Source organism: Streptomyces sp. NPDC033174, assembly GCF_055577795.1.
Map to the genome: position 1 here is coordinate 444148 of NZ_JBVIPQ010000004.1, position 12398 is coordinate 456545.

Genomic DNA, 12398 nt, shown 5'->3' on the forward strand with positions numbered 1-12398 from the left:
GCTCGTCTTCGACGTCCCGGTGTTGTTGCTCACCGGAAACGGCACCAGCATCGGAGCTGGCGTACGAAGTACTCCCGGTGTCTCAACTCTACTCCGGATGTCGGTCTGCGGCGGGCGTATGACCAGGCATTTTTCCTGGGGAGCCCGCGCCGGGATCCGTCGGCGCGGAGCCTTTGCGCGTCGTCGGCGGAGTACGGTGAGAAGACGAGGTCACTTCGTTCGGCGGACGCGCCGAACTCCCCCAGAGGGGCACACACCATGGCCGACTCCGACGACCTTCGCGACCCCCAGCTGCTGCCGGACGAGATTCACCATGCCGTGAGGCCCGGAACGGTGCTGTTGAGGCTGGAGACGACACATGCCCGCGAGGGAATCCTCGACGGCGCCTGGTGGCCGCGTTCGCGGGACATCGGCACCGAGCTTCCCGGCCTGATCTCCGCGTTGACCGAGCATCTCGGCCCGGTCACGCGCGTCGGCCTGGACACCGGCGCCTGGGAGGAACTGCCCACCCGCCTGATCGTCGACGACCGCATCGTGCACCTCGACTCCTTCGCCGTCGGTGACGACACCGTCCTCATCACTCGCGGCGACCGGGACCACTTCTCCCTGCTCGTGGTCCCGCCGCACGCGACGGCTGACGCGGCACGCGCCGCGATGGCCCGAGCCGTACGGGCCGACAATGTCACCCAGGCCGAACAGATCCTCATCGAGACCGGAACCCGGCGAGCACACACGATTCCCGCCGAAGAGCCTCGGACGGGCCAGGAACGCCGCGAAGGGTGAGGAAGCCGTTTGGGCGCTTCGGTCGTGCCGCGACCGCCCGTGGGACGGCTCGCACCCGGCCCGCGTGAACGGCTCAGGTCGGCACGGGCGTGGAGGACAGACCGAGAAGCCCGGGCGCTCAGACGTTCGTCCAGGCGTCGAGGAAGGCTTTCCGCCCCTCGAGGTTGGCCGATTTGTGGTCCGCGTGCACGATGCGCCAGGCGGTGAGCTCGAGGTCGCGGAGCCATAGTTCACCGATGACCTGGGTCTTGAGGTCGGGCAGATGGTCGGACTCGGCGAGTGCCTGTCCGATCACCTCCCCGGCCGCCATGCGCTGGGGCGGGGTCATCTCGTCCACGGCCGAGAGGATCTGCCGGGCCAGACCGGCGCCCTCTCCGGCCAGGGAACGCAGGACCAGCGCCTTGATGTTGCCGGGCAGCAGGTAGGCGGTGCCCGAGGACCTCCACAGATCGGACCAGAAGTGTTCGCCTGCCTCGGTGGGGGCGGGGAGCGCCGCGAACAGGCCGAGGAGGTGCGCGGTGGCGGCGTACCCGTCGGAGTGGGCCGCTGCGACCACCGCGATATCGGCGACGCGCCCCACGTCGAGACGGCCTGCCTCGAGGTGCGGAGTCAGGCCCAATCCATGTTCCAGCTGATGTGCGAGGGGGGCGGATGCGTGGGAGCGGAACTCGGGAAGCATCGGCGGTCCTTGGGCGTAGGCGAGCGGAGGAGCCTGCTCGGGAGCCTTGATCGTGCCCATGGTGAGCCGGCGTTACACGACGTATCCACGCCCAATTGGCGGCGGATGGCGTGGACCGGAGTTCACGGGGGCGGCGGAACCGGCCGTGTCCGGCGATGCCGGCATCGCCTTCCGGGGCCACCTCGTGGGTTCGGCTTCCCCGAGGTCTTCCACGCCTTGACCGTGGCAGCCCGGCAAGGATCCGGGCCGCGCGGGCATGTGGTGTCCGCCGGCTCCGGCGGCCACGCTCACCTCAGGCCGTGGCCGGCGGGTGCGGTTCGGCCGCGGAGCGGCGGTGTTCGGCGTTGATGCGCTGGGCTTCCTCGAGTTGGTCTTCGAGGATGATGATGCGGCAGGCGGCCTCGATGGGGGTGCCCTGGTCGACGAGTTCCCGGGCGCGGGCGGCGATGCGCAACTGGTACCGGGAGTAGCGCCGGTGACCGCCCTCGGATCGGAGGGGGGTGATCAGCCGTGCTTCGCCGAGGGCGCGCAGGAAGCCCGGAGTGGTGCCGAGCATCTCAGCCGCCCGCCCCATCGTGTAGGCGGGGTAGTCGTCGTCTTCGAGACGGCCGATCGGATCGTCCGCTGTCATCTCACCTCTCTGCGGAACGCGTGGAGGGGCCCTGGTGCCGTACGGCACCAGGGCCCCGAAGGAACTGCACCATCTGCCGGCCTCAGTACTGCGCCGGCCTACTGTGTCCGCACGGCCGCCCCATACGGGGTCGGGGGTGCGGGGATCGCGGATGTGTGACCGGAGACCACCTGCCTATCGATGTCCTGCGGTACCCGGGGGAAAAGGACTTCCGCCCGGGCGATCCCGATGGTGCTCAACTCCTCCGTTCTTCCTCTGAACCAACTCACTTACTGCAACTGCCGGTGGCCTGGGAAAGCGCCACCCTCTCGACAGCCGACCCCTCGCCATCCTGCGTCCGTCCGGCTTGGAACCCCACTGCCGACCCTCAGCACGCGCGCCCGCAGCCCGACGCCTTCACTGAGGAACCACTGACTACCGCACTGCTGGTACTACGAACTGCACCTACGGAACTGCAACTGCACTTACTCCTCACGGCGGCCCCTGATCACCGCGGGCCACCCGGTCCGGCCGTCAGTCCCGTCGCCTTCCTGCGACAACCATGGCTTCGGGACTCCACCACCGCACCGTCCTTGCGAACTGCTCGTGTACTGCGGCCCGGCAGTTCATCTCTGCCGGGCCTTCCTCGATCTTGGCTACGAGAGAAACCATAACCACACCACAGCCGAATGTCTACTCTGGCCGCTGTAGGTTTTCGTATCTGACGATCAGGCAATACTCCTTGCCCCTCCAGTAGGCGAGGGGCGGACATACGTCGGGCCCGACCGGAACGTTCCGGTCGGGCCCTCACTGCTGTTCAGGTGCGGCTTGCGTCTCCCCGCCGGTCAGACCGGCGCGGGAGTGCCGAGCAGGGCGGACGCCTGCTGCATCGGGCTGACGTACGTGGGCGCCGCCTGGGGCCCCGGTCGGCAGACGAAGCCGAGGAGGGTCATGGCCCGGACGACTTCACCGGCGCTGAAATCACGACGGTCCTGACGGGTGATGACCGCGCCCACCTGCTTGACGGGGTACTGGCGGCGTCCGATGGTCACGGACTCTCCCGTCACCGGTTCTGGTTTCACACCCTTCATCGTTTCCAGCACCCCGCTCTTCGTCAGGTCGAACGGGAAGCGGGCGATGACGCAGCGCATAGGGCCTCACAGGGAGAAGGGGAGGGGTGGAGAGGGGGCCGCCGGGGTTGGGGCGGTTCAGCGGGAGAGGCTCAGGACGCCTGTGGTGCAGGCCTGCCCGCCGGCCGCGGGCAGCGTTGCGAACCGGCTGTGGCGCATCGCGTGCTCCGCCCCGGCCGGCCTGGTCACAGGCGAGGTGACCGGTCCGTGGTCGCCGAGGAGGTCGCGCAGGCGGACACGGTCCGTGTACGAGGAGCTCTCGCGGGCGGCGGTGAGCTGGGTCTGGGTGACCAGACCGGTGCACCGGCCGTCCTCGTCGCAGAGGAGCAGGTGCCCGGCGCGGGCACTGGCCATGACGGACAGGGCCACCTCGACGGTCATATCGCCCCAGACCTGCGGTCCGGCCTCGTCCAAGGCCTCGACCACGTTCCTGTTCGTTGAGGTGGTGCTCGTGGGGTGGGGCTGCGTTTGAACCGGTGTCACACATGCCTCCAGCAGAGAATGGTCGGTTGTCGATCCGCGTACGAAGGTCCTAGGCGGCCGAGCCGAAGGCGGACCGGCGCTGGGCGGTACCGCGCGTCACCTGCGAGGGCCGGCCGCGCCGCCGGCGGGAGGCGGCGGCGCGCTTGGGGCGGTCGGCCACGGGTGCGGGGATGACGACCGGGATGCCGGAAGGAGCCTGGGCACCGGTGATGCGGCTCAGTTCGGCCTCGCCGGACCGGACTTGAGTGATCCGCGGGCGGATGCCCGCATCCGACATGAGGCGCACCATGCCGTGTCGTTGGTTCGGGGTGACGAGGGTGACGACACTGCCGGACTCGCCTGCGCGGGCGGTACGGCCACCACGGTGCAGATAGTCCTTGTGGTCGGTCGGCGGGTCGACGTTGACGACGAGATCGAGGTTGTCGACGTGAATGCCGCGGGCGGCGACGTTCGTGGCGACCAGCACGGTGACGTGCCCGGTCTTGAACTGCGCCAGCGTGCGGGTGCGCTGCGGCTGTGACTTGCCGCCGTGCAGCGCGGCGGCTCGTACGCCGCTGCCCAGCAGGTCCCGGGTGAGCCGGTCGACGGCGTGCTTGGTGTCGAGAAACATGATCACGCGGCCGTCACGGGCGGCGATCTCCGTCGTGGTGGCCTGCTTGTCGGCGCCGTGGACGTGCAGCACGTGGTGCTCCATCGTCGTGACCGCGCCGGCCGAGGGGTCCACGGAGTGCACGACGGGATCGGTCAGGTACCGGCGGACCAGCAGGTCGACGTTGCGGTCCAGGGTGGCGGAGAACAGCATCCGCTGCCCCTCGGGACGCACTTGGTCGAGCAGCGCGGTGACCTGCGGCAGGAAGCCCATGTCCGCCATCTGGTCGGCCTCGTCCAGCACGGTGATGCGCACCTGGTCCAGCCGGCAGTCGCCGCGGTCGATGAGGTCCTTGAGCCGGCCCGGGGTCGCGACGACGACCTCGGCACCACCTCGCAGCGCGCCCGCCTGCCTGCCGATCGACATGCCGCCCACGACCGTGGTCAGCCGCAGCTTCAGCGAGCGGGCGTACGGAGTGAGCGCGTCGGTCACCTGCTGCGCCAGCTCGCGGGTGGGGACGAGGACCAGGGCAAGGGGCTGGCGGGGTTCGGCGCGCCGACCGGCGGTACGGGCCAGCAGCGCCAGCCCGAAGGCGAGCGTCTTGCCGGAGCCGGTGCGGCCGCGGCCCAGAACGTCACGGCCCGCGAGGGTGTTCGGCAGGGTCGCGCCCTGGATCGGGAACGGCACGGTCACGCCCTCGGCCCCGAGCGCGGCGAGCAGCTGCGGGGGCATGTCGAGATCGGCGAACGTCTCGACGGCGGCCAGCGCCGGGGTGATCGTCTCGGGGAGTGCGAACTCACCCTGCACAGTGGCGGTCCGGCGGCCGTAGCCGCCCGAGCGGCCTGCCCCGCCGGAGCTGCTGCGGGCCGACGAGCCGAGGCGGCTGCCACCCTGTGCGGAGCCGGTACGGCCATTCCGCGTGCGGGAGAAGCGGTCGTTCGTGCGTGTGCGGTTCATACGGAACCTTCCTCGATGCGGCGCATATCAAGGAATTTCCCGCAGCGAATGAGCCGCTCGGAGAATTGCAAGAATGGGCCGAATGGAACGCGAAAGCGCATCTGGCCGGCGGGAAATTAGCTCGGCCGGAGGCGCTGGAAACGGGTGACGCGATACGGGTGTGAAGCCCGGGCGTCGACTGCGGTATGGCAGCTCTGAACGGGGTGTCCGCGTGCGGTGAGGGCGCGGACCCCTCAAAATCTTCCCGGAGGCGAAACCACTCCGGGGAATGCGTGCAGCTGGGGCCCGCACCCCGAAGGATGCGGGCCCCAGCTACGTCGTACGCGTCAACGTCAGGCGAGAACGATGTTCTCGGCCGTCGGGCCCTTCTGGCCCTGCGCGATGTCGAAGCTGACCTTCTGGCCTTCCTGGAGCTCACGGAAGCCCTGGGCGGCGATGTTCGAGTAGTGGGCGAACACGTCGGCGCCGCCACCGTCCTGCTCGATGAAGCCGAAGCCCTTTTCCGCGTTGAACCACTTCACGGTGCCAGTACTCATGTCATGTCTCCTTTGGGGCACATCGGGGTCCGCACTGCGCGGACGCCGTGTCGCCGCGATGATTACCCCACCCGGAAAATGACCGGAAATACAAAAGCGCTCTCAGTCGCACAGAAGCCGACCGAAGACACTTGAAGTTTGGGAACCACAACTGCAACTGAGATCGACAGTAGCACGCCGAAGCTCCCGGAGGGTGTTGAATATTTCCGCTCTTCCGCTGTGCCAAAAACTCTCACTGTGCGGTCCGTTAAACCCTCACTTCGCGGGAACAGATATTTCTTCAGGTCATGAGGCGGATTTCCTTGCCCACGCTGCCGTCTCGGCAGCCACCTGCACCGGCCGTGATCCTCCGGGCAGCCCTAACCCTTCACGTCCGGCTTCCACTCCTGGACGAGGAGCCCGAGCAGCACCTCGTCAAGAAACTCGCCCATCACCCAGACCGAGGAGCGCAGCACGCCCTCGCGGACGAAGCCGTTGCGCTCGGCGGAGCGCAGCATGGCGGCGTTGTCCGACAGCGTCTCGATCTGCAGCCGCTGCAGGCCGCGCACGACGAAACCGTAGTGGCACAGCACCGCGACCACGTCGGTGCCGTAACCCTTGCCGCGACAGGACGGCAGCAGTCCAAGCCCGATGTGCGCGGACCGGTTGTGGTTGTCGATGTTCGACAGCACCGCGGTGCCGACCAGCGTGCCGCCGTCCAACTCCACTACGGAGAACGGGACATGCCCCTGCTCCTTGTCGTCCACGACGAGCCGCGAGTCCTTCGAGCCGGGCGTGATCGGCCGCCACGGCCGGCCTTCGGCCCGCGCGGAGTTGACCACGTCGTCGTAGAGCTCGGCCCGCAGGATCGGGATGTCGTCCTCGTGCCGGGCCCTGAGCCCGACCTTGCTGCCTCTAAGCATGTGGGCTTCCTATCCGACCGGGTTCGACGACGGCAAACCGATAAGGCGACGGCATTGGCCACCTCCCGGGCCCCCAGGGCACGGAGGCGCGTGGCCGGCCGCCGGAAGATCCGCCGGGCAGGCCCAGGTCAGAACCGAGCGGTGCCCACACTGCGCACCGCTTCGGCGAGGGCGCGGACGAGGTCGTTCTCGCTCTCGGTTCGCCGTACCAGTGCGTACGACAAAGCCGGCATGTCGGGGAGCGCCAGCCACCGGACATGGGGCATGGACCAGTACTGGGTGACGTGGCCGGGGAACGTGTGGATGATCTCGCCGGTGCCGACCAGGTTGATCAGGTCGTCGGCGGTGGTGATGGGTTCGACGCGTTGGATCGACCTGCCTTGGGGCGTCCGGAAGGGCAGGTAGCTGTCCTCCCAGTAGTCCGGCATGTGGGGGACCATGGCGTGCGGGAATTCGGCGACCGTCTCCAGAGGTACGGAATCTCGTTCAGCCAACTCGTGGTCGGCGGACACGGCGAGCACGCGGGGGTCCCGGAAGAGGATCGGCCCGACGGTCAGATCCTCCTCCTCCACGGGCAGCCAGACGAGCAGAACGTCCATCTCTCCCGCACGAAGCCGGGCGAACGGATCGATGAAGGATGTGGCCCAGTGGTGTCAGTTGGACGCTGCGTCGGCTGGAGCGGTCGAACAGGGCGCCGCACGATGCGCCGTTCCTGCTGCTTGATCGCCTGGCTCACCCGTGCCTGGCTGACATGCAGCCGTGCGGCGGTACGCCCGAAGTGCAGCTCCTCGGTGAGCGTCAGAAAGATCTCGATGTCCCGTATTTCCACGATGCACCGCCCCGTACTCACTCACAAGCCACGACATAACCATGCGGCTATCGAGACCATCCCTGATCCGGCTTGATCGGCTTCATCGCCCTGAAGGCGGCTTGGACCCACCGGAGAGCGCCGAGGCGACGCAGGTCGGCACGGGCGATCCTGTCACACCCCTCGCTCGGTCTCGTCGGTGTCGGGAACAACCCGCGCCGCAAACCGCCCTCCCTGACATACTTTGTGACGAACCATCAGATATCGGATCGCACGCCCACTGGGGGTGACCTGTCCCGGCGCGACACGGACAACAGAAGGAACAAGAAGACGATGCACGGCCGGCTCGACATGACGGCGATGTACGCGATGCACGACGCGCTCCGACGCGACTTCCAGCACCTCGGCCACATCACTTCCCGCGCGGATCGCGACCCCGGCGAGGCCCTGATTGCCGCCGCCTGCTGGGGCCTTTTAAAGAAGGCCCTGCACGCTCACTACGGCGCCGAGGACGACGCCCTGTCACCGGCCCCAGGGCACGGGCCACCGCGACCCGAGGCATCCCAGGGACGTCATCGGCCGGCCCAAGGGGCACGCGGCGAGTAGGCCAGCGCTCATAGGAAGGCGGTGCTCCCGCGGGGACGATTCCGAGGACGATCATGATGTCCGCCGATCTCACGGGGTGATACGAGGTCCCTGTTTCCGGGGTGGATTTGGATCCGCCCTCTGGCTGTGGCTTCCCGGGCAGGACAGTCCTACCGTGGAGAGATAGCGAGCAGACCTCTGGAGCGCGCATGCTCGTCACTCTCGTTCTCGTCCTCCTGATCGCCGCACTTCTCGCCGCGGCCACGACGTCCGCCCCGAAAGTGCCGCACGCCGAGAGACGGCCGCTGGCAACCAAGGGCGCGAAGACGTCGTGGACCAGCGTGGCATCGCCCGCCCACAGGCAATGGGTGGGCGAGCGACCAACCGGGACAGCGAGCAGCGGTCGGGGCTCAAACCCGTCCAAGCACCGATCCGAACCCCGGTAGGCCGCCACATACTGGCGCACGACTCACGAAGGATGGCTGCCGATGAGTATCGGCACGAAGATCACGCACAAGGCTGAGGCGTTCAAGGGCGGCGCCGAGCAGACCATCGGCCGTGTGACCGGCAGCTGGCACCTGCGGGCCGAAGGCCGTGGTGACCAGGTCAAGGACGCCTTGAGGTACTGACCACTGCGCCCGCACTGCCGGCCTCACGGCAGGCCCCGGAGGTGCCAGGTATGGCCGTAAGGAAAGGCAAGGCCGCCCAGGCCAGGTCCCAGGGGCGGCGTGTGTCCAACAGCCGTGCCATGGAGGTCCAGTTCAGGGTCGGACTCTCCGCGCGCGGTGTGATCTACGTACTGGTGGGGCTGCTGGCCGCGCAGATGGGGTTCGGCGGCGAAAGTGGCAAGGAGGCCGACCGGTCCGGTGCGGTGCGAACCGTCGGCGAGCAGCCGTTCAGCCGGGTGCTGCTGTGGGCGCTGGTGGTGGGCCTCCTTCTGTTTGGCCTCTATTCGTTCGGTGAAGCCCGCCGGCGCAGAGCCCCTGAGCCAGGAGCCTCGTCAGAGCAGCCGACCGAGGCCCCGGGCTCGGAGACGCCCCCAAGTGCGCCCTAATGAGGACACCTCGTCCGATGCCGTGGGCCGCTTGTCTCCGTTCGGGCGCTTGCGGAGCGCGATCCGCCGCTCGCGGGCCGGGCGCAGGTGGGGATGGGGCAGCGATATCGACCTGTGGCAGCGGTCACTGGGATTCGCGGCGCTCGGATTCCTGACACTGGTGCCACTGCTGATCGTCGTGTCCGCGGCCGATCCGACGAGCGGACGGGGATTCGCGCAGTGGCTGGGAGACGGTCTCGGCGTCTCGACGGCTGCCAGGGGGGAGATCGAGCGGTTGTTCGCTCTGCCGGGCCAGGCGTGGCGGACCACGACGGCGTTCGGCCTCGCCGTGCTTGCCGTCTTCGGTCTGTCGTTCGGGGCGGCGGTGCAGAGCGGCTACGAGAACATCTGGGATCTGCCCCCGGCCCGCTGGTGGGCCAGGTGGCGGCACGTGCTGTGGCTCGCCGTCCTCATCGGGTTCCTCTTCCTTTCGGCGCTCACACCCGTGTGGCGGGACTCGTTGGCCCGCGGGGTGGTCACGGTGCTGATCGGCACCCTGTTCTTCTGGTGGTCCCAGCGGCTACTGCTCGGTGGCCGGGTCGCCTGGGCCACCCTGCTGCCCGGGGCGGTCGCCACCATGCTCGGGCTGCTCGGCCTCAGGCTGTTCTCCCGGCTCGTGTTCTCACCGCTGATCGCGTCGAGCGCCGTCACCTACGGCCCGTTCGGAACCGTCCTGGTCATCCAGTCGTGGCTGGTCGGCGTGGGCGTCGTCGTGTTCGGCGGCGCCCAGGCCGGCCGACTGCTCCACGACGAGCTCCCCCGCCTGGCAGGGGCGCTGAAACGGCGAGGGTGAGGCTCGGATCTACCGCACTCTTCTCCGCTCAGGGGGCAGGGCCGTCTCACCCGTCCGAACCTCGCCAGTCAGCTGCGGGATCGCTCTGAGCGATCCCGACAGCGCACTGTTCACAGGACTCGCACCGCAAGACGTCGTGATTCATCGGCGTTGATCACCGCACCCGGCGGGACCGTGCCAAGCCTGGCTGAGCAGTCGAGTCAGTGTCGTGCATGTCGACAGCGTGTGCGGCCATATGCCTCAGGGCCGGATCGGGCGGGACCCCAACTCCAGGAGGACCGGCGGAAAGACGACGTCGCGTGCCGGGGTGCAGTGGAGCAGGTGGTCGCTGGAGGTGAGGGTGAGGAGCCGTGTGGGCTGCTGCTGGAATCCAGTGATGGTCAACGATGCCTGACGCCGCTGGAAGTCGCCCTGGAGGTCGAGCAGCAGGTGCAGTGCAATGACTTCCATGAAGGGCACGCCAATGAGGTCCAGGTGCAAGGGGGCGCCATTGGCTGCAGCGGCGGCGGTGGCCTGGTGCAGGGTCGGGCAGGTGTCCATGTCCAGTTCGCCGGCCACCGTGATGACTGTGCCTTCTGGATCGTGGCGCATGGTGACGCGGATGCCGTCGTTCACGGTTCGTCCCCGTTCAGGGGTCGAGCCCATCACGGTCGCCCGCCGATGCGGGAAAGAAGGCCGCTGAGCGCGCGGCGTAGGGCCGCGCGCAGCCGAGCGAGACCACCCGCACCGGGCCTTGGCCATTGATATGGCCGTAGGGGCGGCGCGGGGTCTCCCACCAGACCAGGCTGGTTGTCCCCTTACAGTCCCAGAAGTCGTGGCCGCAGTCCAGACGACCCCCGGCCGCTCTGGGTACACCCGGCGAGCGACGGTTCGGGGCTCGACCTGACGCCCTGATACGGCACTTATGGCCCGCCGCCAATGGCACCCGGGCTCTGGGAGGTCGAGACAACAAAGAAGCCCCGGGCCGCCGGCCTGGGGCTCTTGTGTGGAGCGGGTGACGAGAATCGAACCCGCGCTCTGAGCTTGGGAATCTACTGCGCGGAACGCGTTCACACCATCGCTGACCTGCGTAGGCAGGCCCTGGCGAGCCCCTCTCGGAGGGCCTCCGGGAACCGGTTCTGACTGCTGTTGACCGTCTCTCAAGGGCACGGTTGGGGCACGCCTTCGCGGTGCTGCCGCGGAAGGGTGACCCGATGCTCGGCCCGGCCGACACTTCGAGCAGCGCGAATCGGTTTCCTTGGCCCTGCTGACCCTGATGGAGCGCCTCTCGCCGGTCGAGCGGGCCGTCTCGTCCTGCGCGAGGCCTTCTCGTACAGCCACGCGGAGATGGCCGCGATCCTCGACATCACCGAGTCGGCGAGCCAGCAGCATGTCCACCGGGCCCGAATCCGGGTCGCCGCCGAGCGCCGACGAGGCGGTGAGGCCGACCCCGCGTCCGCGCGTCGGGTCGTCGGGTCGTCGAGGAGTTCCTCGGCGTCGCCGCGTCGGGGTGCACCGAACGGCTGGTGGCGTTGCTCACCGACGACGTGATGGCGCACTCTCGGACGGCGCCGGGTTGGCCAAGCGGCTGTTGCAGTACAAGACGCCCGAGCAGGTTGCCTCGCACGTGCGGGCCGGCTTCAAGCCGACGCCGGCGAAGCGGCGGCTGGCAGGCGGCTCACCCACGTTCCATTTCGCATTGGTCAACGGCTCCCCGGCCGTCCTCGCCGTGCTCGACCACCGGGTCGTGGGCGCCGTGGCGTTCGAAGTCCGTAAGGGGAAGGTCGCGTCCCTGTGCGGCATCGCCGCAGCGGGACGGCTCGCGCGCCTCAACGAGGCTTGGCGGCAGCACGAACCTGACGCGCCGGTCATCGCCGCATGGTGACCGGATCGGGTGACCAGGTCTCCGGTCGTACTTACCCTGCTGCTACGTCGGCGGGGCGTGACCGCGCCAGTCAGCCGGTGCGGCGGGAGCGGGTAAGAGCCCGCCAGCCGAGCACTGTGCCGATCAGCCCCAGAAGCAGGGCCACGTACGCGCCGCCCAGTCCGTTGCCGGTGCCGAGTCCACCGTCGGCGGTGGCCGCGACCAGCCCGCCGAGAGCCATGGCGATCAGCCCCGCGATCACGGCCGCCGTGGCCCCGAGCGACCCGTTGGCAATGCCGAGACGACCGGCGGGTCGGGTCAGCGCCAGCACGGCGATGACCACGGCGGCCAGCCCCAGCAGCCCGCCGGTGGTGGCTCCGAGCCTTCCGAGGCTGAAGTCGGTGACACTGGCGGCGAGCGGCTGGACCGAGGCGTGCGCTGTCGCTGGTGTGGCAAGACCGAGCCCGCAGAGCAGGGCGGTCGCGGTGGCGGCGACCAGGCGACGAGCGGACATCAGGGTGCTCCTTCTCTTCCCACGACTGGATGTCGTTCGAGCATGTCGGCCGAGCCCCTGGCAAGTCGTCCAGCAGGCGCAGGCACTTCGCGC

At 68.8% G+C, this 12398-nt stretch carries 15 protein-coding genes and 1 pseudogene; 5 read left to right on the forward strand and 11 right to left on the reverse strand.

Annotation, left to right across the window (positions count from 1 at the left end; all coding sequences use genetic code 11):
* Positions 1-258: 258 nt before the first annotated feature.
* Positions 259-783 (forward strand): DUF5994 family protein, encoded by a 525-nt coding sequence (locus ACZ5VC_RS15650; protein ID WP_469120577.1) that lies wholly within the window; start codon positions 259-261, stop codon positions 781-783.
* Between the two features lie 118 nt (positions 784-901).
* Here the strand turns inward: ACZ5VC_RS15650 and ACZ5VC_RS15655 are convergent, their stop codons facing one another.
* The 9 genes from ACZ5VC_RS15655 to ACZ5VC_RS15695 all read right to left on the reverse strand — a co-directional run bounded on the left by ACZ5VC_RS15655 (position 902) and on the right by ACZ5VC_RS15695 (position 7519).
* The gene (locus ACZ5VC_RS15655) at positions 902-1522 is read right to left on the reverse strand and encodes a hypothetical protein (protein WP_469120578.1); all 621 of its coding nucleotides are present in this window, start codon (positions 1520-1522) and stop codon (positions 902-904) included.
* Between the two features lie 232 nt (positions 1523-1754).
* Entirely contained in the window at positions 1755-2093 is a 339-nt protein-coding gene (locus tag ACZ5VC_RS15660; protein WP_469120579.1) for a helix-turn-helix domain-containing protein, read from the reverse strand.
* Between the two features lie 824 nt (positions 2094-2917).
* Positions 2918-3223 carry an SCO5918 family protein gene (locus ACZ5VC_RS15665; protein WP_469120580.1) on the reverse strand — a complete coding sequence of 102 codons (306 nt, stop codon included), beginning with the start codon at positions 3221-3223 and terminating at the stop codon, positions 2918-2920.
* A gap of 57 nt (positions 3224-3280) precedes the next feature.
* Positions 3281-3685: a CBS domain-containing protein gene (locus ACZ5VC_RS15670; protein ID WP_469120581.1), complete on the reverse strand. Its 405-nt coding sequence runs from the start codon at positions 3683-3685 to the stop codon at positions 3281-3283.
* Positions 3686-3734: 49 nt separating this feature from the next.
* Entirely contained in the window at positions 3735-5231 is a 1497-nt protein-coding gene (locus ACZ5VC_RS15675) for a DEAD/DEAH box helicase (protein ID WP_469120582.1), read from the reverse strand.
* A gap of 332 nt (positions 5232-5563) precedes the next feature.
* The gene (locus tag ACZ5VC_RS15680; RefSeq protein ID WP_469120583.1) at positions 5564-5767 is read right to left on the reverse strand and encodes a cold-shock protein; all 204 of its coding nucleotides are present in this window, start codon (positions 5765-5767) and stop codon (positions 5564-5566) included.
* 359 nt (positions 5768-6126) lie between these two features.
* Positions 6127-6669 (reverse strand): GNAT family N-acetyltransferase, encoded by a 543-nt coding sequence (locus tag ACZ5VC_RS15685; RefSeq protein WP_469120584.1) that lies wholly within the window; start codon positions 6667-6669, stop codon positions 6127-6129.
* Positions 6670-6797: 128 nt separating this feature from the next.
* Entirely contained in the window at positions 6798-7268 is a 471-nt protein-coding gene (locus ACZ5VC_RS15690) for a LysR substrate-binding domain-containing protein (protein ID WP_469120585.1), read from the reverse strand.
* Entirely contained in the window at positions 7223-7519 is a 297-nt protein-coding gene (locus ACZ5VC_RS15695) for a helix-turn-helix domain-containing protein (protein ID WP_469120586.1), read from the reverse strand. Before ACZ5VC_RS15695 ends, ACZ5VC_RS15690 begins: the two co-directional genes overlap by 46 nt.
* Positions 7520-8550: 1031 nt before the next feature.
* Between ACZ5VC_RS15695 and ACZ5VC_RS15700 the strand changes: the two genes are divergently transcribed.
* Genes ACZ5VC_RS15700 through ACZ5VC_RS15710 form a run of 3 tightly spaced genes read left to right on the forward strand, consistent with a single transcriptional unit; the run spans position 8551 to position 9948 of the window.
* Positions 8551-8691 (forward strand): CsbD family protein, encoded by a 141-nt coding sequence (locus ACZ5VC_RS15700; protein WP_469120587.1) that lies wholly within the window; start codon positions 8551-8553, stop codon positions 8689-8691.
* 50 nt (positions 8692-8741) lie between these two features.
* Positions 8742-9116, forward strand: a complete 375-nt coding sequence (locus ACZ5VC_RS15705; protein ID WP_469120588.1) for a DUF1206 domain-containing protein — start codon at positions 8742-8744, stop codon at positions 9114-9116.
* Between the two features lie 49 nt (positions 9117-9165).
* A complete protein-coding gene (locus tag ACZ5VC_RS15710) occupies positions 9166-9948 on the forward strand; it encodes a YhjD/YihY/BrkB family envelope integrity protein (RefSeq protein ID WP_469120589.1) in 783 nt (260 codons plus the stop codon).
* 240 nt (positions 9949-10188) lie between these two features.
* Here ACZ5VC_RS15710 and ACZ5VC_RS15715 read toward each other — a convergent pair whose 3' ends face one another.
* Positions 10189-10563: an STAS domain-containing protein gene (locus tag ACZ5VC_RS15715; protein WP_469120590.1), complete on the reverse strand. Its 375-nt coding sequence runs from the start codon at positions 10561-10563 to the stop codon at positions 10189-10191.
* A 512-nt stretch (positions 10564-11075) separates the two neighbouring features.
* Here ACZ5VC_RS15715 and ACZ5VC_RS15720 point away from each other — a divergent pair.
* A pseudogene (locus ACZ5VC_RS15720) lies at positions 11076-11812 on the forward strand (sigma factor-like helix-turn-helix DNA-binding protein); the annotation flags it as partial.
* A 70-nt stretch (positions 11813-11882) separates the two neighbouring features.
* On the opposite strand, the gene ACZ5VC_RS15725 reads toward ACZ5VC_RS15720, so the two are convergent.
* Positions 11883-12305 (reverse strand): DUF6223 family protein, encoded by a 423-nt coding sequence (locus ACZ5VC_RS15725; RefSeq protein ID WP_469120591.1) that lies wholly within the window; start codon positions 12303-12305, stop codon positions 11883-11885.
* Positions 12306-12398: the final 93 nt, after the last annotated feature.

What these genes read in the sequence shown, in the direction of transcription:
- ACZ5VC_RS15665 (WP_469120580.1), bottom strand. Translation starts at nt 3,223, where the DNA reads ATGCGCTGCGTCATCGCCCGCTTCCCGTTCGACCTGACGAAGAGCGGG.
- ACZ5VC_RS15690 (WP_469120585.1), bottom strand. Translation starts at nt 7,268, where the DNA reads ATGGACGTTCTGCTCGTCTGGCTGCCCGTGGAGGAGGAGGATCTGACC.
- ACZ5VC_RS15660 (WP_469120579.1), bottom strand. Translation starts at nt 2,093, where the DNA reads ATGACAGCGGACGATCCGATCGGCCGTCTCGAAGACGACGACTACCCC.
- ACZ5VC_RS15650 (WP_469120577.1), top strand. Translation starts at nt 259, where the DNA reads ATGGCCGACTCCGACGACCTTCGCGACCCCCAGCTGCTGCCGGACGAG.
- ACZ5VC_RS15655 (WP_469120578.1), bottom strand. Translation starts at nt 1,522, where the DNA reads ATGGGCACGATCAAGGCTCCCGAGCAGGCTCCTCCGCTCGCCTACGCC.
- ACZ5VC_RS15675 (WP_469120582.1), bottom strand. Translation starts at nt 5,231, where the DNA reads ATGAACCGCACACGCACGAACGACCGCTTCTCCCGCACGCGGAATGGC.
- ACZ5VC_RS15700 (WP_469120587.1), top strand. Translation starts at nt 8,551, where the DNA reads ATGAGTATCGGCACGAAGATCACGCACAAGGCTGAGGCGTTCAAGGGC.
- ACZ5VC_RS15725 (WP_469120591.1), bottom strand. Translation starts at nt 12,305, where the DNA reads ATGTCCGCTCGTCGCCTGGTCGCCGCCACCGCGACCGCCCTGCTCTGC.
- ACZ5VC_RS15705 (WP_469120588.1), top strand. Translation starts at nt 8,742, where the DNA reads ATGGCCGTAAGGAAAGGCAAGGCCGCCCAGGCCAGGTCCCAGGGGCGG.
- ACZ5VC_RS15680 (WP_469120583.1), bottom strand. Translation starts at nt 5,767, where the DNA reads ATGAGTACTGGCACCGTGAAGTGGTTCAACGCGGAAAAGGGCTTCGGC.
- ACZ5VC_RS15685 (WP_469120584.1), bottom strand. Translation starts at nt 6,669, where the DNA reads ATGCTTAGAGGCAGCAAGGTCGGGCTCAGGGCCCGGCACGAGGACGAC.